This is a genomic window from Pseudomonas fildesensis (assembly GCF_001050345.1).
Taxonomy (GTDB): Bacteria; Pseudomonadota; Gammaproteobacteria; order Pseudomonadales; family Pseudomonadaceae; genus Aquipseudomonas; species Aquipseudomonas fildesensis.
The window spans coordinates 81,443-101,648 of record NZ_LFMW01000018.1 but is presented as its reverse complement, the minus strand read 5'-3'; the positions used below and the strand labels follow the sequence as shown (position 1 = coordinate 101,648).

The 20,206-nt window shown below is 60.6% G+C and carries 18 protein-coding genes and 2 pseudogenes; 8 read left to right on the top strand and 12 right to left on the bottom strand.

The window, feature by feature from the left end; all coding sequences use genetic code 11:
* Nucleotides 1-6: 6 nt before the first annotated feature.
* The 3 genes from sixA to ACR52_RS23475 are packed head-to-tail and all read right to left on the bottom strand — an operon-like array spanning nucleotide 7 to nucleotide 1,836.
* The gene (sixA, locus tag ACR52_RS23485; RefSeq protein ID WP_048730030.1) at nucleotides 7-456 is read right to left on the bottom strand and encodes a phosphohistidine phosphatase SixA; all 450 of its coding nucleotides are present in this window, start codon (nucleotides 454-456) and stop codon (nucleotides 7-9) included.
* On the bottom strand, nucleotides 453-800 hold the full coding sequence (locus ACR52_RS23480) for a DUF4389 domain-containing protein (RefSeq protein ID WP_048730027.1): 348 nt from the start codon (nucleotides 798-800) through the stop codon (nucleotides 453-455). Before ACR52_RS23480 ends, sixA begins: the two co-directional genes overlap by 4 nt.
* A gap of 10 nt (nucleotides 801-810) precedes the next feature.
* Nucleotides 811-1,836 carry an NAD(P)H-dependent glycerol-3-phosphate dehydrogenase gene (locus ACR52_RS23475; protein WP_048730025.1) on the bottom strand — a complete coding sequence of 342 codons (1,026 nt, stop codon included), beginning with the start codon at nucleotides 1,834-1,836 and terminating at the stop codon, nucleotides 811-813.
* A 195-nt stretch (nucleotides 1,837-2,031) separates the two neighbouring features.
* Between ACR52_RS23475 and ACR52_RS23470 the strand changes: the two genes are divergently transcribed.
* From ACR52_RS23470 to fabB, 5 genes are all read left to right on the top strand, one after another.
* Complete coding sequence (locus ACR52_RS23470; protein ID WP_330219125.1) at nucleotides 2,032-4,152, top strand: TonB-dependent receptor plug domain-containing protein; 2,121 nt, start codon at nucleotides 2,032-2,034, stop codon at nucleotides 4,150-4,152.
* Between the two features lies 1 nt (nucleotide 4,153).
* Complete coding sequence (locus tag ACR52_RS23465; RefSeq protein ID WP_048730020.1) at nucleotides 4,154-5,083, top strand: ABC transporter substrate-binding protein; 930 nt, start codon at nucleotides 4,154-4,156, stop codon at nucleotides 5,081-5,083.
* A complete protein-coding gene (locus ACR52_RS23460; RefSeq protein WP_048730019.1) occupies nucleotides 5,080-6,981 on the top strand; it encodes an ATP-binding protein in 1,902 nt (633 codons plus the stop codon). The genes ACR52_RS23465 and ACR52_RS23460 overlap by 4 nt, the downstream gene beginning before the upstream one ends.
* 249 nt (nucleotides 6,982-7,230) lie before the next feature.
* Nucleotides 7,231-7,746: a 3-hydroxyacyl-[acyl-carrier-protein] dehydratase FabA gene (fabA, locus tag ACR52_RS23455; RefSeq protein ID WP_003210552.1), complete on the top strand. Its 516-nt coding sequence runs from the start codon at nucleotides 7,231-7,233 to the stop codon at nucleotides 7,744-7,746.
* 11 nt (nucleotides 7,747-7,757) lie between these two features.
* Nucleotides 7,758-8,978 (top strand): beta-ketoacyl-ACP synthase I, encoded by a 1,221-nt coding sequence (gene fabB, locus ACR52_RS23450; protein WP_048730016.1) that lies wholly within the window; start codon nucleotides 7,758-7,760, stop codon nucleotides 8,976-8,978.
* 123 nt (nucleotides 8,979-9,101) lie between these two features.
* Here the strand turns inward: fabB and ACR52_RS31865 are convergent, their stop codons facing one another.
* The 3 genes and pseudogenes from ACR52_RS31865 to ACR52_RS23440 form a co-directional block, all read right to left on the bottom strand.
* Nucleotides 9,102-9,965, bottom strand: coding sequence for a methyl-accepting chemotaxis protein (locus ACR52_RS31865; protein WP_408003348.1), 864 nt, complete (start codon nucleotides 9,963-9,965; stop codon nucleotides 9,102-9,104).
* Nucleotides 9,957-10,727: pseudogene (locus tag ACR52_RS31860) on the bottom strand (MCP four helix bundle domain-containing protein); the annotation flags it as partial. The pseudogene ACR52_RS31860 and the gene ACR52_RS31865, both read right to left, overlap by 9 nt.
* 96 nt (nucleotides 10,728-10,823) lie before the next feature.
* Complete coding sequence (locus tag ACR52_RS23440; RefSeq protein WP_048730014.1) at nucleotides 10,824-11,846, bottom strand: amidohydrolase family protein; 1,023 nt, start codon at nucleotides 11,844-11,846, stop codon at nucleotides 10,824-10,826.
* Nucleotides 11,847-11,985: 139 nt separating this feature from the next.
* On the opposite strand from ACR52_RS23440, the gene ACR52_RS23435 reads away from it, so the two are divergent.
* Both ACR52_RS23435 and ACR52_RS23430 read left to right on the top strand, forming a co-directional pair.
* Nucleotides 11,986-12,402, top strand: a complete 417-nt coding sequence (locus ACR52_RS23435) for an OsmC family protein (protein WP_048730011.1) — start codon at nucleotides 11,986-11,988, stop codon at nucleotides 12,400-12,402.
* Between the two features lie 64 nt (nucleotides 12,403-12,466).
* Nucleotides 12,467-13,334 (top strand): annotated as a pseudogene (locus ACR52_RS23430) (pirin family protein).
* 119 nt (nucleotides 13,335-13,453) lie between these two features.
* Here the strand turns inward: ACR52_RS23430 and ACR52_RS23425 are convergent.
* The 4 genes from ACR52_RS23425 to ACR52_RS23410 all read right to left on the bottom strand — a co-directional run bounded on the left by ACR52_RS23425 (nucleotide 13,454) and on the right by ACR52_RS23410 (nucleotide 17,284).
* Nucleotides 13,454-14,182, bottom strand: coding sequence for a dienelactone hydrolase family protein (locus tag ACR52_RS23425; protein WP_048730009.1), 729 nt, complete (start codon nucleotides 14,180-14,182; stop codon nucleotides 13,454-13,456).
* Between the two features lie 182 nt (nucleotides 14,183-14,364).
* On the bottom strand, nucleotides 14,365-16,269 hold the full coding sequence (gene htpG / locus ACR52_RS23420; RefSeq protein WP_048730163.1) for a molecular chaperone HtpG: 1,905 nt from the start codon (nucleotides 16,267-16,269) through the stop codon (nucleotides 14,365-14,367).
* Between the two features lie 89 nt (nucleotides 16,270-16,358).
* Nucleotides 16,359-16,811: a PaaI family thioesterase gene (locus ACR52_RS23415; RefSeq protein WP_048730007.1), complete on the bottom strand. Its 453-nt coding sequence runs from the start codon at nucleotides 16,809-16,811 to the stop codon at nucleotides 16,359-16,361.
* Nucleotides 16,808-17,284, bottom strand: coding sequence for a PaaI family thioesterase (locus ACR52_RS23410; protein ID WP_048730005.1), 477 nt, complete (start codon nucleotides 17,282-17,284; stop codon nucleotides 16,808-16,810). Before ACR52_RS23410 ends, ACR52_RS23415 begins: the two co-directional genes overlap by 4 nt.
* A 158-nt stretch (nucleotides 17,285-17,442) precedes the next feature.
* Between ACR52_RS23410 and ACR52_RS23405 the strand changes: the two genes are divergently transcribed.
* Complete coding sequence (locus tag ACR52_RS23405; protein ID WP_048730003.1) at nucleotides 17,443-17,694, top strand: hypothetical protein; 252 nt, start codon at nucleotides 17,443-17,445, stop codon at nucleotides 17,692-17,694.
* A gap of 105 nt (nucleotides 17,695-17,799) precedes the next feature.
* Here ACR52_RS23405 and ACR52_RS23400 read toward each other — a convergent pair whose 3' ends face one another.
* Together ACR52_RS23400 and brnQ are read right to left on the bottom strand one after the other, a co-directional pair.
* A complete protein-coding gene (locus ACR52_RS23400; RefSeq protein WP_048730001.1) occupies nucleotides 17,800-18,537 on the bottom strand; it encodes a DUF599 domain-containing protein in 738 nt (245 codons plus the stop codon).
* Between the two features lie 235 nt (nucleotides 18,538-18,772).
* Complete coding sequence (gene brnQ, locus ACR52_RS23395; protein ID WP_048730000.1) at nucleotides 18,773-20,086, bottom strand: branched-chain amino acid transport system II carrier protein; 1,314 nt, start codon at nucleotides 20,084-20,086, stop codon at nucleotides 18,773-18,775.
* Between the last annotated feature and the right edge of the window lie 120 nt (nucleotides 20,087-20,206).

The following is a 20,206-nucleotide window of genomic DNA, read 5'->3' as shown; positions in this document are numbered from 1 at the left end:
TATAGCCTACGGATTTTTCACGCTGACCAGGCTCATCAGCCCCGCCAATGGGAAGTCACCCTCCAGCTCCGCCAGGCTGGCGGTGTACATGGGCTGCGGCTGACGCTGATGGCCATGCTGCATAAAACTGATCAGACTGCCCACCAACGGCTGATGGCTGACCAGCAGCACATTGTCATCGGTGTCGAGTTTGTCCAGCACCTGCAGCGGATTACTCTCCGGCGTCAGCCAGGGCACCGTGTGGATTTGCGGCCCAAAACCCAATGCATCACGCACCAGCTGCGCGGTTTGCTGCGCCCGCACATAGGGGCTGGCGATGATCGCGCTGATGGGCTGGCCGATCAGGTGCGCGGCGCTGCGCAATACCTCCTCGCGACCGTGCTTGGTGAGGTTACGTTCGGCGTCGGTGCGCGCATGGCCTTCGGCCTCACCGTGGCGCAAGACCCAAACCTTCACAGCTTCGGCTCTTCATCACGCACCGGGTGCGGCGCCGGCGGCACGCTGTGGGCGGCTTCGCCTTCGGGCGCGCGCGGGGTCGGCCAGTCGGCGAACGGCCAGGGTTTCTGGTCACTGTTGAAGCTGCCGAAGCGGCCGATCTGCGCGAGGAACTGGCTGAGGCTATCACCGAAGTTCATCAGGCCCAGGTTCGGCGCGCCGTAGATCAGGCGGTAAATCAGTTGCACCACCACCAGCGCACCGAGCAGGAACTGCGCCACCTGCCATACCAGGGCAAATACCAGCATCCACAGGATACGCAGGCCGATGGACTCGTACTTGGGGGCTGCTTTCGGATCGTTCATGGCGCGTTCCTCAGTTGAAACCACTGGTGGAAATAAAGTCGACATCGGTTTTCGGTTCGGCGCGCATCAGCAGCTCGATGACCTGGTTCAAGGTGCGCCCTTCAAACAGGATCGCGTGCAAGCCGGCGACCAGCGGCATATACACGCCGGTTTCCTGAGCCTTGGCCTTGAGCACCTTGAGCGTGTTGACCCCTTCGGCCACTTCACCCAGGCGCGTCACCGCATCCTCCAGGCTCAAGCCCTGTCCCAGGGCGAAACCCACCTGATAGTTGCGGCTTTTCGGCGACGAGCAGGTGACGATCAAATCGCCCACACCGGCCAGGCCCAGGAAAGTCATCGGGTTGGCGCCCTGGTTCACCGCAAAGCGGGTCATTTCCGCCAAGGCGCGGGTGATCAGCATGCTCTTGGTGTTTTCGCCCATGCCCAGGGCCACCGCCATGCCGGCGATGATGGCATAGACGTTTTTCAGCGCACCGCCCAGCTCGACGCCGAAGCGGTCGCTGCTGGCATACACGCGGAAGGTACGGCCATGCAGCACCGCCTGGACGCGCTCGCACAAGGCCTCATCTTCACTGGCCACCACTGTGGCAGTCAGCGCGTGTTCGGCGACTTCGCGCGCAAGGTTCGGCCCGGACAACACGCCGATGCGCGCCTGTGGGGCGATTTCTTCGAGGATTTCGCTCATCAGCTTGAACGTCTGCGCCTCGATGCCCTTGGTCAGGCTGACCAGCATCTTGCCCGCCAAGCGTTCGGCATGGGGGGCCAACACCGAGCGCAAGGCACTGGAAGGCAGAGCGACAAAGCACAGGTCGCAGGCATCCAGGGTCGCCAGCAGGTCGGTGACGGGCTCGACCGCCAGATGAATCTTGATGCCTTTAAGGTAACGGGGGTTTTCCCGGTGGACGCGAATGGCCTCGGCCTGTTCGGGATCGCGCATCCACTGACGCACCTGATGGCCGTTCTCGGCCAGCAGGTTAGCCACGGCGGTACCAAAACTTCCGCCTCCCAGGACCGCAATAGGGCGCTGTTCAGTCATATGCAATCCGTTAATCCATACCAGTGGCGATGGCGGCATTATACGGGGCGACCCGCTTGCGGCCAGCCCCCGTATCAATTCGCGTGCCTGTCGGAAAATGCCATGCTTGTGTGAAGTAAATGCAAGGGCGGCGACTGGCAAATGGCCCCGCCTCAGTTAACATGGGCGGCTATCCGTAATTATCAAGGCCGCGCCGTGTATTTGGGCCCTCCTCCCCGTTCATCTCTGTGGTTGATGCTGTTGTGCAGCGGCGCGGTGTTCGCTGACGACCTGTTCCTCGACAGCCAGCCGCTGCCGCAGGTACTGACCGCCACGCGCCTGAAGCAATCGGCCGCCGCCGTACCCGGCAGCATGACGGTGATCGACAGCGAGCTGATCAAGGCCAGCGGCGCGCGCGACATCTCCGAGCTGCTGCGGTTGGTGCCGGGGATGATGGTCGGCTACATCAGCGGCAACCAGGCGACGGTCAACTACCACGGCACCAATGCCAGAGATGCGCGGCGCATGCAGGTGTTGATCGACGGGCGTTCGGTGTACCGCGCAGGCCTGGCGACCGTGGACTGGAGCGACATTCCGGTGGCCATGGAGGATATCGAGCGTATCGAAGTGTTCCGTGGGCCGAACACCGTCAGCTATGGCGCGAATGCGTTAATGGCCGTGGTGAATATCCTGACCCGCTCGCCGGCCAACAGCCAGGGCTCGAGGGTGAAGGTGACCCGTGGCGAACGCGGGATCAACGACTTCTACGCCAGCCAGGGCGTGGGTTGGGATACCGGCGACTTGCGCCTGTCCATGTCAGGGCAACAGGACGATGGTTTTGACAGCGACGCCGTCGGCGCCGACCGCCGTGATGGCCGTCGTCTCAACCGCTTCAGCCTGGCCGTGAGCCAGACGCTGAACGCGCAACAGAGCATCGAATGGCAATTGAATGCCAAGGAAGGGACCAACCAGCGTCCTTATACCTACACGCCGGTATTCGCCGGGATTACCGAAGGCGGCGACAACTCCGACGTCACGGCCAAAGACTATTCCGGCTCGTTGCGCTGGAACTTCGACTTCAATCCCGACCACAGCCTTTATATCCAGGGCTCGGCCCAGCAATGGGACCGTCGGCAGGTCTGGAAGGCCTGTGACGCCAAGGTGTCGTTCAGCCCCGAGCTGACCCGCCTGTGGCAACTCAACCCGAACTACGCGGAAAAACTCGCCCGGCACATGGACGCCTACAGCCAGGGCACGGCCCCTCCGGGCAGCGCCCCCGAACAAGCCTTGGCCAATCAGGTGCTGGACCAATGGCGCACCGGCGCCAGCCAGAGTGTGTGCGGTGATATCGACCAGAGCACCCGCGAAAGCCGCTACGACCTGGAAATCCAGGATACGCTCAGCCTTTCCGACAGCCTGCGCCTGGTCAGTGGCATGAACTATCGCTATGACCGCGCCGACTCCGACACCTATTTCAACGGCACCCTGGACGACACCACCTGGCGCCTGTTCGGCCAGCTGGAATGGCGCGCCAGCGAACACTGGTTGCTGCAAGGCGGCGCCATGTACGAAGACACCCACCTGAGCGGCAACTCACTGACACCACGGGTGGCGGTCAACTACCTGATCAACCCGCGCCACGGCCTGCGTGCGGTGTACTCCGAAGCCATTCGCTCGCCGGACATGTTCGAGAACAACGTCAACTGGAGTTACCGCGTCGCCAACCTCAGCTCCCCGACCTACGGGCAGAACTCCGGGCAGTACTTTGTGGTGACGCGCGGGCCGGGCAACCTCGACAAAGAGCGGATGAAGTCGCGGGAGCTGGGCTACAACGGTTTTTTTGCCGACATCGGGCTGAACGTCGACGTGAAGCTGTTCTATGACGAAATCACCGACATGATCAGCTCGCCACTGCGCAACAACCAGTATATTGCCAGTAACGCCAACAGCTCACGGTTTACCGGTGCCGAGTCGCAGTTCGACTGGCGCATGAGCGACGCCGACCGGCTGCGGTTCACTTATGCTTACGTCGACGCCAGCTCCAGCAATCCGCTGGACAAGGCGCAAACCGCGCGCAACAGTGGCTCGGCCGGCTGGCTGCGAGAATGGGGTCAGGGCTGGTCCAGCGCGCTGTTCTACTATGGCGACGATGCGCTCAACCAATATCGCTTCGAACGGGTCGACCTGCGGGTGGCCAAGCGCATTGCCCTGGGCAAAGCCAACGTGGAGCTGGCCGGTATGCTGCAACAACGCCTCGACAACCAGCCCACCACCTGGGCCGACAATAACTACGACCATCGCCAAGTGCTCTACTTCAGCGCGGAGTTAGAGTTCTGACATGGGCGAACAGTCACGGATGACCCTCTTGTTTATCTCTCGGCTCTGGCGGCGCGCCCTGCTGCTGGTGTGCCTGCTGCTGACCGCGCCGGCCTGGAGTGCCGACATCCTGCTCACCGCCGCCGAAGATGGCGCCGGCGTTCAGGCGTTCGCCCAGGCACTGGCGCTGCAACGCCCCGAGGATCACGTGATCTTCACCCCCCTCAACGAACTGCCGACGCCGAGCCACTTACCCGCCGGCACCCGGATGATCCTGCTCGACCTGCCCGGCCTCGACTGGCGCCTGCAAGACACGCAGGGCCCACCCACCCTCGTACTGCGCATCAGCCGCCTGCAAGCGAACCAGCGCCTGGGGAAAAACCTGCCGGCCAAAATCAGCCTGCTCTGGAGCGACCCGCCCCTGGACCGCCAATTGCGCCTGATCACCGGCATCCTGCCCCAGGCCCGGCGCATCGGTGTGCTTTATGGCCCAGATAGTGAGTTCCTGCTCCCCGAACTGCGCCAGTATGCAGCGCCTCTCGGGCTGGAGATCGTGCCCCAGCTCTGGGACAACACTAACGACAGCCGCCCGCTGCAAGCCTTGTTCAGGAACAGTGATGTGTTGCTCGGCCTCGACGACCCGCAGTTGTACAACCCGAAAACTGCAAAAAACCTGTTGCTCAGCAGCTACGCCCAACAACTGCCCCTGGTGGGCCCCAACGCCGGTTTCGTCAAGGCCGGCAGCCTGGCCAGCACCTACAGCGACCAGGCCGACTGGCTGGCCGTGCTCGACCGCCTGCTCGACCACCCGCCGGCCAGCTGGCCGCGCACGTTGTACCCGGAACACTTCAAAGTTGTGGGCAACCCGCAAGTCGCACGCTCACTGGGCATCGAACAGGTCGACGAAACCAACGTCGCCGCCCGACTGGCCGAAGGAGAAAAACGCCCATGACCTTGCGCCGTCGTTGGGACATCAACACCCGCACCCAGCTCATCACCCTGGGCCCGGCGCTGTTGCTGACACTGCTGTTGATCAGCTTCTTTACCTTCGTGCGCATCCAGGACCTGCGCCAGGAACTGGACCACACCGGCCAGTTGATCGCCAACCAGCTCGCCCCAGCCACCGAATACGGGGTAATTTCCGGCAACAACGATGTGCTCGACAGCCTGCTGCGCGCCACGCTGGCCACGCCCCATGTGCGCTTCCTGGAGATTCAGGACAGCAGCGAAAACATCCTGGTGTACGTCGAACAGCCCTCGGAAAAACACAACCGTTCACTCTCGGTCAAAGTATTCCAGGCGCCGATCCGCCTGCAGCATATCCAGCTGGGCAATGACTTCTTCCAGGACAACATCAACGAACCCAAGGCACCCCGCGCCGACTACCTGGGCCGCGTGATCGTCGGCATGTCCAATGACGCTTTCAGCCAGCGCCAACAAGAGATTCTGTTCAAGGCCGGCATCCTGGCGCTGTTTGCCCTGCTGTTTACCTTCCTGCTGGCGCGGCGCCTGGCTGCGAGCCTGTCGCAACCGATCAGCGCGATGGGCAATGCGGTGAAGGCGATCCAGCAAGGCGACTACAAGACGCCGCTGCCGATTGTCGACGACTCGGAGCTGGGCGACCTGTCGCGGCATATCAACAACCTTGCCGAAGGCCTCAACCAGGCCAGCCGCGAGCAGCAGCAGGCCATGGCCCAGTTGATCCAGACCCGCGAAGAGGCCGAACGGGCGAACAACGCCAAGTCGGATTTCCTGGCGATGATGAGCCACGAGTTGCGCACACCGATGAACGGGGTGCTGGGCATGCTGCAACTGCTGGAAACCACCGAGATGACTGAGGAGCAGACCGAATACGCGGCGCTGGCGTCCGAGTCCACCGAACATTTGCTCAAGGTCATCAATGACATCCTCGACTTCTCGCGTATCGAGCGCGCCGCCCTGGAGCTGGAAAATATTTCGTTCAACCTGGCCGACCTGATCAACAGTTGCGCCCAGGCCTTCCAGCACAGCGCCCAGCAGCGTGGGTTGACGCTGAAACTGCCGATTCCGCCGGGCATGGACGTGTTGCGGGTACGGGGCGACCCGACGCGTATCCGCCAGATTCTGGTGAACCTGATCGGCAATGCCCTGAAGTTCACCGAGCACGGCACCGTCAGCGTCGAGCCCCATTGGCAAACCCTCGACCATGAACTGGTGTGGTTCACCTGCACCGTGCGCGACAGCGGCATCGGCATTTCTGCCGAGCGCCTGGAGTTGATGTTTGATGCGTTCCAGCAGGCCGACAGTTCCATTTCAAGACGTTACGGCGGCACCGGGTTGGGCCTGCCTATCGCCCGTACCCTCGCCGAACGTATGGGCGGCACCCTGCGCGCCCAGAGCGAAGAAGGCCGTGGCTCGGTGTTCACTTTGGAAATCCCCCTGGCCATCGATCAGCAAAGCCTGCCCGCGATTGCCCCGGACGCTGCCGGCAAAAGCAGCCCCGGTGACGGCCGCCATGTGTTGCTGGTGGAAGACAACCCGGTCAACCGCACGGTGGTGGAAGCCATGCTGCGCAGCCTGGGGTTTGAAGTGAGCCTGGCCACCGACGGCGCCGAAGCGATCCGCAGTGCCGAGAGCCTGATTTTCACCGCAATCCTGATGGATTGCCGGCTACCGCTGATCGACGGCTACGAGGCCACCCGGCAGATTCGCCAGTTACCGGGCTGCGCCGACCTGCCGATAATCGCCCTCACCGCGAACGCGTTGCAGGGCGATCGTGAAGCCTGCCTGGCTGCCGGAATGAACGATTACCTGGCCAAGCCGTTCAAACGTACCGATTTGCAGCAAATCCTGCAGCGTTGGGTGCAATAGCGCGGCGCCATCAGCCAACTGCGACTGGCGTGAAAGACGAAAGTGCGGCAGTCTTAGGCACCCGAACGGGCCCATAAACAGGCCCGGTTTAAAATTTCAGTGAACAAGTGTACATTGAGTGCCTTGACGCTGTGACTTTCACTACAACGCAATAGTCTATGTGTAGGCTGCCGATGTGATGCATGAACGCGTCGTCGGTATCGGGAAGATTTGCCCTACCCTGCCGCATGGGATTATTGAGGAGCTCGCATGACCAAACAAAACGCCTTTACTCGGGAAGACCTGCTGCGCTGCAGTCGCGGTGAGCTGTTTGGCCCAGGTAACGCGCAACTGCCCGCCCCGAACATGCTGATGGTGGATCGCATCACCCATATCAGCGAAGAGGGTGGCAAGTACGGCAAAGGTGAATTGGTCGCCGAGCTGGATATCACCCCGGACCTGTGGTTCTTCGCCTGCCATTTCGAAGGTGACCCTGTAATGCCGGGCTGCCTGGGCCTTGACGCCATGTGGCAACTGGTCGGTTTCTACCTCGGCTGGCAAGGCCTGCCGGGCCGCGGCCGCGCCCTGGGTTCGGGCGAAGTGAAGTTCTTTGGCCAGGTCCTGCCGACCGCCAAGAAAGTCACCTACAACATTCAAATCAAGCGCGTCCTCAAGGGCAAGCTGAACCTGGCTATCGCCGACGGTTCGGTGACTGTCGACGGTCGCGAGATCTATACTGCCGAAGGCCTTCGGGTTGGCGTATTTACTTCCACTGACAACTTTTAAGGGTTATCCGCATGCGCCGCGTCGTTATCACTGGTCTGGGCATCGTTTCTTGCCTGGGCAATGACAAAGAGACCGTCACCGCTAACCTGCGTGCAAGTCGCCCTGGCATCCGATTCAACCCGGAATATGCCGAAATGGGTCTGCGTAGCCAGGTTTCCGGCTCCATCGACCTGCCCCTCGAAGAGCTGATTGATCGCAAGATCTATCGCTTCGTCGGCCACGCTGCCGCTTACGCCTACCTGGCCATGAAAGACGCCATCGCCGACTCCGGCCTGAGCCATGACCAGGTCTCGAACGTGCGCACCGGCCTGATCGCCGGTTCGGGCGGCGCATCTACCCTGAACCAGATGGAAGCGCTGGACATCCTGCGCGAAAAAGGCGTGAAGCGCGTTGGCCCGTACCGTGTCACACGGACCATGGGCAGCACCGTTTCGGCCTGCCTGGCCACGCCATTCCAGATCAAGGGCGTGAACTACTCGATCTCCTCCGCATGCGCCACCAGTGCTCACTGCATCGGTACTGCGGTTGAGCAGATCCAGTTGGGCAAGCAGGACATCGTGTTCGCCGGCGGCGGTGAAGAAGAACATTGGAGCCAATCGTTCCTGTTCGACGCCATGGGCGCCCTGTCCACCCAGTACAACGAAACCCCGGAGAAGGCCTCCCGCGCCTACGACGCCAAGCGTGACGGCTTCGTCATCGCCGGCGGTGGCGGCATGGTGGTGGTTGAGGAGCTGGAACACGCTCTGGCCCGTGGTGCCAAGATCTACGCGGAAATCGTCGGCTACGGCGCCACTTCCGACGGCTACGACATGGTTGCGCCAAGCGGCGAAGGCGCCATCCGCTGCATGCAGATGGCCATGTCTACCGTGGATACCCCAATCGACTACCTGAACACCCACGGCACCTCGACTCCAGTCGGCGACGCCAAGGAAATGGAAGGCGTGCGTGCGGTATTCGGCGACAAGGCTCCGGCCATCAGCTCCACCAAGAGCCTGTCCGGTCACTCTCTGGGAGCCGCCGGCGTTCACGAAGCGATCTACTGCCTGCTGATGATGGAAGGCAACTTCATGGCCGGCTCGGCCAACATCGACGAGATCGACCCGGTCGTCGCCGATATGCCGATCCTGACCAAGACCGTCGAAAACGTGAAAATCGACACTGTGATGAGCAACAGCTTCGGCTTCGGTGGCACTAACGCCACCCTGGTGCTGAAACGCTGGCAGGGCAAGTAAGCCCCGCAGGTTGATCACATGAAAAAGCCCCGACTGGTTCGGGGCTTTTTTTATGGGTGAATTTTTGACCGCACCGCCTTTATCGCCGGCTTGCCGGCGATGCAGGCGACTCGGTTTCCAGGCCTACACCGAAAACCGCGCCACCATCGTATTCAGGCCCACCGCCAACCGCGACAATTCCTGGCTCGCCGCACTGGTCTGGTTGGCCCCGGTCGACGTCTGGTGCGCCAGGTCGCGGATGTTCATCAAGTTGCGATCCACCTCCCGCGCCACAGCCGCCTGTTGCTCCGATGCACTGGCGATCACCAGGTTGCGCTCGTTGATCAAGGTAAACGCCGAGGCAATTTCCTCCAGCGCCGTGCCTGCCGACTTGGCGACTTCCAGGGTAGAGCGCGCCCGGCTGTTGCTCTGCTGCATCGAACTGACCGCCTGATCCGTGCCTTGCTGAATCCCGCCGATCATCTGCTCGATTTCCTGGGTCGACTGCTGGGTGCGGTGGGCCAGAGCGCGAACCTCATCGGCCACCACCGCAAAACCGCGCCCCGCATCCCCGGCACGCGCCGCTTCGATCGCAGCATTCAGCGCCAGCAGGTTAGTCTGCTCGGCAATCGAGCGGATCACGTCCAGCACCTTGCTGATGCCATAGACCTTCTGCGCCAGCTCCTCGACCTGGGTTGCATTGGCCGTCACATCATCGGCCAGGGCCTCAATCGACACCACCGTCTGCTGCACCTGCGCACGCCCGTGCTGGGCAATGCGGTCGGATTCACGGGACGCCTGGGACGTGGCGACGGCATTGCTCGCCACCTCCTCCACCGCCGCCGTCATCTGGTTGACCGCCGTAGCAGCCTGTTCGATTTCCTGGCTTTGCTGATGCAGGCCGCGCGTGGCGTCCTCGGTCACGCAACTGAGCTCTTCGGAAGCCGACGCCAGTTGGTTGGATGATTCGGAAATACGCCGGATGGTGTCGCGCAAGTTGTCCTGCATACCCTTGAGCGCCTGCTGCAAGCGCGCCGGCTCATCCTTGCCGCTGACGGTGATCTCACCCGTCAGATCGCCACTGGCCACGTTCTGGGCGACTTTCAGCGACTGCGCCAGCGGTAGCACGATGCTGCGGGTCAGCCACACGGCCAAACCAATGGTCACCAGCGCTGCCACCAGGATCATGCCAATCACCCCGCTACGGGACTCAATGAAGACAGCTTGCGCCAGGCTTGCGGCCTTGTTGGCACTGGCCTTGTTCAGGCTGAGCAACTCGCGCAGGGTGGCGGCCATCTCATCGGCCAGTTGATTCATTTCGCCGTTGACGACTTTTATCGCCTCGTCCAACTGATTGGACTTGGACAGGCTCACTACTTGTTCCTGGCGCTGCAGGTAGCGTTGCTCCTCGGTTTTGAAACGATCAAACAAAACACGCTCCTCGGGAAGCACGATCAAGGCTTCGTACAACGACTCGGCGTTGTACAGGCCCGTTTTGGTCTCGAGGATTTTCTGTTCGTTCTGCGCCACCGCCTGGGAATCGCGATTGACCACCAGGCGCAAGGTCAAAGCACGAATGCGCAGCAAGTCCTGGCTCATCTCGCCCACTGCCATCACGCTGGGCAGCCAGTTGTTCTCCACCTCGTCAGACTGCTGGCGCATATTGCCCATCTGCAACAGGGCGAAGCCGCCCAGGGCAAACACCATCAGCGCCAGCACCCCAAAGCCCAGGCCGGCGCGTGGGGCGATATTCAAACTACGGATACTCATGGGTCGATTCCTTTCAAATGCGCTGCATCCACCTGCAGCGGGCTTCCTGAAAGGTATCGGCCTGTTATCGACTGTTCGTAAGACTAAAACGCGATATCAATGCGTCTTTCCCTCGCGCAGCGGCTTTGGCAGGATCGCCAGGAAGTTGTCCCGTGCAACCTTGCGCGCCACGCCCTCGGGTAGCGCATCGAGGAAGGGTTCAAAGCGGCGCATTTCCTTACCCAGCTTGTTGAATCTCCCTACGACGTCCGAGCCCAGCATAAAGCGCTCCGGGAAGCGCTCCACCAGGCTTACCCACTCCGGCCTTGGCTTGCCCGCATCATCGAGCAAGTACGGCGTGAGCATGCTCCAGGACAGGTCGATGTACAGGTTGGGGTAGGCCTCCAGCATGCGGCTCAAGGTGGGCAGCAAAAAATCCATCTGCACTTGGTGCCGGTGGATCTCCTTGCTGGTGCCGGCATGGGCCCAGATAAAGCGAGTGTGCGGGTGATTGCGCAGCGGCCCTTCGACTTCTGCCAGGTACAGCGGGTTGCGCTCGCGCTTGGAGGTGATGTTGGAATGCAACATCACCGGCAGGTCATTTTCGGCGGCGAGGTGGTAGATGCGCGTCATGGCCTCGTTGTTGGCGCGCGGGGTATCGCCTGACGTCAACGCCGTCAGATCATCATGGCGGGTGAACACTTCACCGATGCCCTGCCAAAGCCCCGGGTTGAGGTCGAGCATGCGCTGGATATGGGCGGCGGAGTTCTTGTCGTTGGGGTTGAAGCCAGACAGAAATGGATGGAAGTGCTGGCGCTGCTCGGGCGTCAGTTTGTTCACCGCTGCGGCGACGATTACGTCGGTGGCGCTGTACCAATAAGCGTCGGCATCGTCACCGGCGTAATAGCGCGGGCGCTTTGGCTCGTCTTCATGCCATTTTTTCGCTACCGGAATGCCGGAAATCATCACATGTTCGATGCGATTCTCCGCCATCGCCTTGAGCAGTTTCTCCATGCCTGCCGTTTCCTGGAAAAAATCCACGTAATGCAGGTGCGCATCGCTGTAGGCATAGTCGCGGGCCTGCACAGCAAGGCTGCTGGCGGCGAGCAACAGGGCAAGACTCAGGCGGGGCCAGGGCACGGTACAACCTCGATCAGGGTTAATACCCGTAGACCTTGCGCCGGCTGCCAGGGTTCATCCACAAAAAACGCGGAACACCCAAGTGCCAGCATGTTCTATAACTGCATAACCTTCATCCTGCCACCCTGTGAGGTTTGCCATGCCTGTTACCGTGAACACGCTGAACGCCGAAAACTTTCGCCACAGCGTCAACATCAATAACCACGAGCTGTTTACCGACCTGCCCAATAGCCTGGGCGGCGACGATTCGGCGCCTTCCCCCCACGACTACTTCGATGCCGCACTGGCGTCATGCAAAGCCTTGACCGTCAGACTCTACGCGAAGAAAAAAGGCATCCCGCTCACCGGCGTCACCGTGGAAGTCACCCACGACGCCACCGAAGAGCAAAAGGGCAAATACACGCTCAACGTCAAGCTGACCCTCAAGGGCGTACTGACCGATGAACAGCGCGACGAACTCCACCGCGTGGCCGACCGTTGCCCGGTACACAAGCTCATGACCATCGCCGAAGTCACCATCGAAACCCGCCTTTCAGAAGGTGCGTTCAGCCAATAGCGGCAACCTCCCGTCGAGCGGGTTATGCTCAGAACCCTCTCACCCGCTCAGACTGGGACGCACCATGAACACCCTCACCGTGATCCGCCCTCGCCCCGAAGATGTCGAAGGCCAGCCCATCCTGCGCCCGTTGCCGTCGCGCGAATGCCGAAGCGTCGGACCGTTTGTGTTCTTCGACCATATGCTCCCCACGCGCTATGCGCCGGGCAACGGCATGAATATTCGCCAGCATCCGCATATCGGACTGTCCACCCTCACCTACTTGTTTGAAGGCGCGCTGCAACACAAGGACAGCCTGGGTTCCGATCAAGTGGTACAAGCCGGCGACGTCAGTTGGATGACCGCTGGCAGCGCAATTGCCCACGTCGAACGCACGCCCGAGGCACTCAAGGCCAGTGGTTTCAATTTGCACGGGCTGCAAGTGTGGCTGGCCTCACCCAAGGACCACGAGACCGGGCCTGGGCATTACAGCCATCACCCTGCAGCGAGCCTGCCCGCCAGTGACAACCTGGGCGTACGGATTCGCCTGATCGCCGGTAGCGGCTTTTGCCTGAAATCGCCGGTGCCGGTGCTGTCGCCTACGTTGTATGCCGACGTGCAAATGCAGACGGCCACTACGCTGCTGATCCCCGATGAATACGAGGAACGCGCGGTGTACGTGCTCGAAGGCCAAGCGCAATTGGACGGTGATCTGCTTGAGGTGCACAGCCTGGTGGTGTTGCCGGCCGGAGAGAAGATGACACCGTCTGCCGAGACTGATTGCCACCTGGTGGTGTTCGGCGGCGCGCCGCTGGATGGGCCACGGCGGATCAATTGGAATTTTGTGGCGAGCGACCCTGCAATGATCGAGCAGGCACGGCAGCGTTGGGCCGCTGGGGATTGGCCGACGGTGCCGGGGGAAAGGTGAGAGAATTGAGTTGCCGACCCGGTGATCGTTCCTACGCTCCGCGCAGGAATGCAGGCCGTGACGCTCGGCGTAACAAAGAGCGGACGCAGAGCGTTCAGAGAGGCATTCCCACGCGGAGCGTGGGAACGATCAACTTGCAGGCGATCAGCCCTTGAACACTTCATCCAGCAAGTTATGCATCGACTGGAAGGCCCGCGCAGCGGTCTTCGCGTCGTACATCATCTTGCCCGGCACATCGGCCTGCGGGTCGGTGAAGGAATGCACCGCACCGCCGTAGCTCAACAGCTGCCAGTCCACACCGGCGGCGTTCATTTCATCTTCGAACGCCGGCAGTTGCTCTTTTGGCACCAATGGGTCAGAGGCACCGTGCAACACCAACACTGAACCCTTGATGTTCTTCGCGTCCGCCGGGTTCGGCGTGTCGAGGGTGCCGTGGAACGATACGGCAGCCTTCAATGGCGCGCCGGTACGCGCCAGTTCCAGTGAGCAGCAACCGCCAAAGCAGAAACCGAACGTTGCCAGTTTCGAGGTATCCACCGCTGCTTCAGTCTGGCCCTTCAACTGCTCTAAGGCCGCCTGCATGCGTTTGTTCAGCAACGCGCGGTCATCCTTCAATGGCATCATCGCCGCGCCGGCTTCATCGCCGTTCGACGGGCGTACAGTCTGCCCGTACAGATCAGCGACCAGCACCACGTAACCCTTGGCGGCGACGCTCTTGGCGATTTCTTCGGCACCCGCACTCACCCCCATCCAGTTCGGCGCCATCAGCAGGCCCGGCAACGGGCCCTTGTGGCTGGCGTCGAATGCCAGGCGGCTTTCATAGGACTGGCCATCAATCTGATAGACCACGGAACGCACAGTGACTTGGCTCATCATTTACTCCAGTTGAGGTTCACGCAGAGGCGGTAATGCAATTGTAGGGGCGAGCTTGCTCGCGAAAAACGTCAACGGTAACGCGTACATCCTGAATGAACGCGGTGTCCTCAGGTTTTTCGCGAGCAAGCTCGCTCCTACAAACGAAAAAACCCGCCGAAGCGGGTTTTTCTACAACGGTGTTAAACCGACAGTTCAACCAACAGCTTGTTCAGTCGGCGCACATAGGCGGCCGGGTCTTTCAGGCTGTCGCCAGCGGCCAGGGCCGCCTGGTCGAAGAGGATGTGCGACAGGTCACCAAACCGCTCTTCGCTCTGCTCGCCGTCGAGTTTCTCGATCAGCGGGTGAGCCGGGTTGAATTCGAAGATCGGCTTGGAATCCGGAACCTTCTGACCGCTGGCTTCGAGGATCTGACGCATCTGCATGCCCAGGTCCTGCTCGCCGATGGCCAAAATCGCCGGGGAGTCGGTCAGGCGGTGGGAAACCCGCACTTCGCTGACGGCATCGCCCAAGGCTGTCTTGATCCGCTCAACCAGGCCTTCTTTGGCCTTGGCGACTTCTTCGGCTTCCTTCTTCTCTTCTTCGGAGTCCAGGTTACCCAGGTCCAGGTCACCACGGGCCACGTCGACGAAGGTCTTGCCGTCGAACTCGCTGAGGTAGCTCATCAGCCACTCATCGATACGGTCGGTCAGCAGCAACACTTCGATGCCTTTCTTGCGGAAGACTTCCAGGTGCGGGCTGTTCTTGACCTGGGCATAGGTTTCGCCGGTCAGGTAGTAGATCTTGTCCTGACCTTCCTTGGCGCGCGCCAGGTACTCGGCCAGGGACACAACCTGCTCGCCGTCATCACCCTGGGTGGAAGCAAAGCGCAGCAGACCGGCGATTTTTTCCTTGTTGGCAAAATCTTCCGCCGGGCCTTCTTTCATGACCTGGCCGAAGTTTTTCCAGAAGCCCTTGTATTGCTCTGGCTCGTTCTTCGCCAGTTTTTCCAGCATGTCGAGCACGCGCTTGGTCAGCGCCGACTTCATGGAGTCGATGATCGGGTCTTTCTGCAGGATTTCCCGCGACACGTTCAGCGACAGGTCATTGGAGTCAACCACACCCTTGATGAAGCGCAGGTACAGCGGCAGGAACGATTCCGCCTGGTCCATCACGAACACGCGCTGCACATAGAGCTTCAGGCCTTTCGGCGCTTCACGCTGGTACAGGTCAAACGGAGCACGGGTCGGTACGTAGAGCAGCGAGCTGTATTCCAGCTTGCCTTCGACCTTGTTGTGGCTCCAGCTCAACGGGTTCTCATAGTCGTGGGCAATGTGCTTGTAGAACTCCTGGTATTCCTCGTCTTTGACTTCGGTACGAGGACGGGTCCACAGGGCACTGGCACGGTTGACCACTTCCCATTCCTGGGCTGGTGGCTCTTCGCCTTCGGCGGCCGATTGTTCTTTCGGCAGCTCGATCGGCAATGCGATGTGGTCGGAGTACTTCTTGATGATGTTGCGCAGACGCCAGCCATCGGCGAATTCATCTTCTGCAGCCTTCAGGTGCAGGACGATACGAGTACCGCGATCGGCTTTTTCAACGGTGGCGATTTCAAATTCGCCCTCGCCCTTGGAAGCCCAATGCACGCCTTCGCTGGCCGCGAGGCCGGCACGACGGCTGAACACTTCAACCTTGTCGGCAACGATGAAGGCGGAATAGAAGCCCACACCAAACTGGCCGATCAGGTGCGAATCTTTCTTCTGATCGCCCGACAGGTTTTTCATGAAATCAGCAGTGCCGGATTTGGCGATGGTCCCCAGGTGGGTGATCGCATCGTCACGGCTCATGCCGATACCGTTGTCTTCGAGGGTGACGGTCTTGGCGTCCTTGTCGAAGCTCACGCGGATTTTCAGCTCGGCGCCGCCTTCCAGCAACTCAGGCTTGGACAGGGCTTCGAAACGTAATTTGTCGACAGCGTCAGAGGCGTTCGAGATCAATTCGCGAAGGAAAATTTCCTTGTTGGAATACAGCGAATGGATCATGAGGTGCAGCAGTTGCTTCACCTCGGTCTGGAAGCCCAGGGTTTCCTTTTGAGTTTCCACACTCATGGTCATCAAACTCCAATTGGATGGCAGTGGCCGCGCCCTTAAGGGTTGGCGGCGGGTTGTCATCAAAGTTGGGGGCTAAGACCAGGATTTCAAGGGCGGGTCCCTTCCTCGATCTTGAAATGCGCGCGGGCGGTGGCAATCGGTTCAGCCGGGGTGCTTTGCCACGCAGTAATCGCCACATTGGCCACCCGTCGGCCTTGGCGCCACACCTGGCATTTAGCGTAGGTGTCGCGAAACTGCCCGGCGCGCAGGTAATCCAGGGAGAAGTCGATGATTTTCGGCAGCCCCGGTGCACCGGCAAATACCAATAGATGCAATGCCGCCGACAATTCCATAAAGCCCGCAATCACCCCGCCGTGCAGCGCTGGCAATATGGGGTTACCAATGTTGTCCTTGTTGGCGGGCAGGCGAAACAGCAACTCATCGCCTAATCGGGTGCATTCCACACCGATCAATTTGGCGTAGGGAATCAGGTCCAGCAGCGCCTCATAGTTGCCGCGCTCAAGGGCTTGTTCGAGCCGGGTCTTGAATCGGTGCGTCATGCTTTCTCTCCCTTGACGGTATTGCCTAACCTTTGTGTGCCCTTGAGCAGCTTGCCCATGCGCATGAAGGTCCCCACCACATGGGCGATGGGCTGCTGGGGGTCGTCCTGATAGGCAAAGCCGCGTGTAAAGATCACGTCGGTGGTCACGCGGTAGCATTGGGCGAAGCCGTAGACCGGTTTGTGTGGTGCGGCGGGGTGCATGTAGTCGATGCGCAGGTCCAGGGTCGGGCACACCTCGAATTCCGGCAGGACACACAAGGTGGCCATACCGCACGCGGTGTCCATCAATGAAGTCAACGCGCCACCATGGATCACACCGGTCAGGGGGTCGCCTACGATGTGCGGGCCATAGGGCAGGACCAGCGTCATGCCCTCCCCGCTGGCGTCATGCACAGTGATACCTAGCACCTGGCAATGGCGCAGGGCCGAAACAAAGCGCGTCGCACGCTCTAAAAAGGGATTCTCGGTCATTAGGTCCAGACTCTTATTAGTGTTGATCCGCGGGGTAGGTGGTGCGCGTAAAAGTTCCTTGGAGAGCGTGGTTTATATATCTACGAAACAAAAGGAACTAATGCTGACCCCTCAGGTTCGAAAGGCCAGTAGATATCTTCAATAAGGAGAAACACCCCATGCGCAAGACTTTAGCTATTTCCATGATGTTGGCCGCTGCCCTCGGTCTCGCTGCCTGCGATAAGAAATCCGAAGACAAAGCCCAAGACGCCGCTTCGCACTCTGAGCAAGCTCAGAAAGATATGGCGAAAGCACAGGATAAAGTGAACGACGCTGCGAAAGAAAACGCCGATGCTGCCAAAGCTCAGGCTGAATCGAACTCAGCCGCCGCAAAAGAAGCAGCACCTGCTACCCCAGCCACCGGTTCTTGAGACCACGGCTTGAAATAGCTTCGCTGCAAAAAGAAAGCCCGCTTAAATAGCGGGCTTTACTTTGCCTGCTGTTTTTTATTCGCGGCGTTAATACGCTGAACCGGACTAAGCCGCCTCTTTGACCGCTTCCGGCAATGGCGCATCAGTCTGCGTATACACCATCACTTGCAGTACGTCGGAATGAAACTCCCGACGATACAGCACCAGCACCACCCCGCTGCTCATCAACATGAACAACCAAGGGCTGACAAACCACGCCAGCATGGTCATGCCGAAGTAATAAGCGCGCAGACCAAAGTTGAACTGGTTGGCCGCCATGGAAATCACCCGCGCCGCTCGCAAAGCAAACGCTTTGCGCTCCTGCTCTGACACATGCCGCTCACCGATCATCGGCGCCGACCCCACCAGCACGGCCGCAAAGTTGTACTGGCGCATGCACCAGCTGAACGTGAAGAAGGCATAGACGAACACCAACGCCAGGCACAGCAACTTGATTTCCGACATGCCCTGGGACGCCTGCTGCACCATGGGAATATCCGCCAGCAACGACACGGCCCGCTCTGAAGCGCCCAGCACCGTGAGAATTCCAGCGAGGATGATCAAGGTGCTGGAGGCGAAGAACGAAGCGTTGCGCTCCAGGTTGCCGATCACGCTGGCGTCGGCGATACGGTTGTCCCGCAGCAGCATGCGGCGCATCCAGTCTTCGCGATACAGATGCAGCACGCTGGCCAGGCACGCGGTATCCCGGGCTTTCCAGGTGGCATAACGGGTGTAGCCGCCCCAGCACAGGACAAACCAGAGCGCGGCGAGCAGGTGGATCTGATTGGTTTCGACGAACGACATGCGGGTCCTATTAGACGAGGTAGTGTGGCGAACGCGGTCAAAATGTGGGAGCGGGCTTGCTGTGGCGAGGGAGCTTGCTCCCGTTCGACAGCGCAGCTGGAGCCCGCTTTTTAGCAACACATCCCCTCTGCCACCCATACCGTATTTCAACTCTAGAAGGTTGTAACCTCATAAGCATAAAAAATGCCCCGTATCGATTGATACGGGGCATTTCGGTAGAACGGGAACGCACTCGTTACGCGATGGCTACGCTGCGCTTACCGAGTATGCGGTCAACCACGACGGCCACGACCAGCGTCATCACCGACGGCACCAGCCACGCCAGGCCTTGCTCGCTCAGCGGCAAGTTGGCCAACTGCGACGGCATCCAGTCCGCCAGGCCAGCGCCCTTGAGCGCATCGATGCAGCCGAAGATGAACGACACCAGCATCACCGGGCCAACAATGCGGCCCTGCTCCTGCCAGAAGTCTTTGCAGAAGCTCAGGGCCACCAGCACGATGCACGGAGGGTAGATCGCGGTAAGGACCGGAATCGAGAACGCAATCAGCTTGGTCAGGCCCAGGTTGGACACGAACAGCGAGAACAGCGCCAGGATTACCACCAGGGTCTTGTAGGACAGCGGCAGCACACGACTGAAGTACTCGGCGCAGGCGCAGGTCAGGCCCACAGCGGTGACCAGGCACGCCAGGGAGATCAGCACCGCGAGGAAGCCGCTGCCCAGGGAACCAAAGGTGTGTTGCACGTAGGCGTGCAGCACTGCGGCACCGTTGGCGGCACCGGCGGCGACTTCATGGCTGCCAGCACCGAGGCGGAACAGGCTGATGTACACCAGTGCCAGGCCAACACCGGCAATCAACCCGGCAATGATCGCGTAACGGGTAATCAGCTTGGGCGATTCGACGCCACGGGAGCGAATCGCGTTGACGATGACGATGCCGAATACCAGGGCACCCAGTGTGTCCATGGTGAGGTAACCGTTGATGAACCCCTGGGAGAACGGTGCGGCGACGTATTCCGGCGTCGCGACACCCACTTCACCGGCTGGCAAGGCAAAGGCCGCGATGCCGAGGATGGCCAGCGCGATGATCTTCAGCGGCGCGAGGAAGCGACCCACGGTGTCCAGCAGTCGGCCTGGGTACAGGGAGACGAAGAACACCACCAGGAAGTACACCGAGCTGTAGAGGAACAGCGCCAGCGGGCTTTCGCCGGTCAGCGGCGCCAGGCCCACTTCAAAGGACACGGTCGCGGTACGCGGGGTGGCGAACAGCGGGCCTACTGCCAGGTATGCCGCCGCCGCGAGCAGGCCGCCGGCGACTTTGCCGATCGGGCTGCTCAACGCGTCCATACCGCCGCCGACCTTGGCCAGGGCGATCACGGTGACCACCGGCAAGCCGACTGCGGTGATCAGGAAGCCCAGCGCCGCCATCCAGACATGAGGTCCGGACTGCAAACCAACGATAGGCGGGAAGATGATGTTGCCAGCGCCCACGAACAGGGCAAAAGTCATAAAGCCTAACGCCAGGATATCCTGGCTTTTCAACACTTTCATTTGAGGAAATACCACACTACTGAATCGGAATTTAGAGAGGGCTTCCCTATGGATGAGGGAAATGCTGCCAGCCCTGATGGGGGCCGACCGGTCTAGCGCGCGGCATCCTTTTGGGACGCG

Coding starts and splice junctions, on each gene's coding strand:
- ACR52_RS23480 (WP_048730027.1), bottom strand. CDS start 800: ATGAACGATCCGAAAGCAGCCCCCAAGTACGAGTCCATCGGCCTGCGT.
- fabB (WP_048730016.1), top strand. CDS start 7,758: ATGCGCCGCGTCGTTATCACTGGTCTGGGCATCGTTTCTTGCCTGGGC.
- ACR52_RS31865 (WP_408003348.1), bottom strand. CDS start 9,965: ATGCAGGACAACTTGCGCGACACCATCCGGCGTATTTCCGAATCATCC.
- ACR52_RS23460 (WP_048730019.1), top strand. CDS start 5,080: ATGACCTTGCGCCGTCGTTGGGACATCAACACCCGCACCCAGCTCATC.
- ACR52_RS23415 (WP_048730007.1), bottom strand. CDS start 16,811: ATGACGCACCGATTCAAGACCCGGCTCGAACAAGCCCTTGAGCGCGGC.
- ACR52_RS23400 (WP_048730001.1), bottom strand. CDS start 18,537: ATGTCGTTCGTCGAAACCAATCAGATCCACCTGCTCGCCGCGCTCTGG.
- ACR52_RS23410 (WP_048730005.1), bottom strand. CDS start 17,284: ATGACCGAGAATCCCTTTTTAGAGCGTGCGACGCGCTTTGTTTCGGCC.
- ACR52_RS23405 (WP_048730003.1), top strand. CDS start 17,443: ATGCGCAAGACTTTAGCTATTTCCATGATGTTGGCCGCTGCCCTCGGT.
- ACR52_RS23465 (WP_048730020.1), top strand. CDS start 4,154: ATGGGCGAACAGTCACGGATGACCCTCTTGTTTATCTCTCGGCTCTGG.
- ACR52_RS23475 (WP_048730025.1), bottom strand. CDS start 1,836: ATGACTGAACAGCGCCCTATTGCGGTCCTGGGAGGCGGAAGTTTTGGT.
- fabA (WP_003210552.1), top strand. CDS start 7,231: ATGACCAAACAAAACGCCTTTACTCGGGAAGACCTGCTGCGCTGCAGT.
- ACR52_RS23435 (WP_048730011.1), top strand. CDS start 11,986: ATGCCTGTTACCGTGAACACGCTGAACGCCGAAAACTTTCGCCACAGC.
- brnQ (WP_048730000.1), bottom strand. CDS start 20,086: ATGAAAGTGTTGAAAAGCCAGGATATCCTGGCGTTAGGCTTTATGACT.
- htpG (WP_048730163.1), bottom strand. CDS start 16,269: ATGAGTGTGGAAACTCAAAAGGAAACCCTGGGCTTCCAGACCGAGGTG.
- ACR52_RS23425 (WP_048730009.1), bottom strand. CDS start 14,182: ATGAGCCAAGTCACTGTGCGTTCCGTGGTCTATCAGATTGATGGCCAG.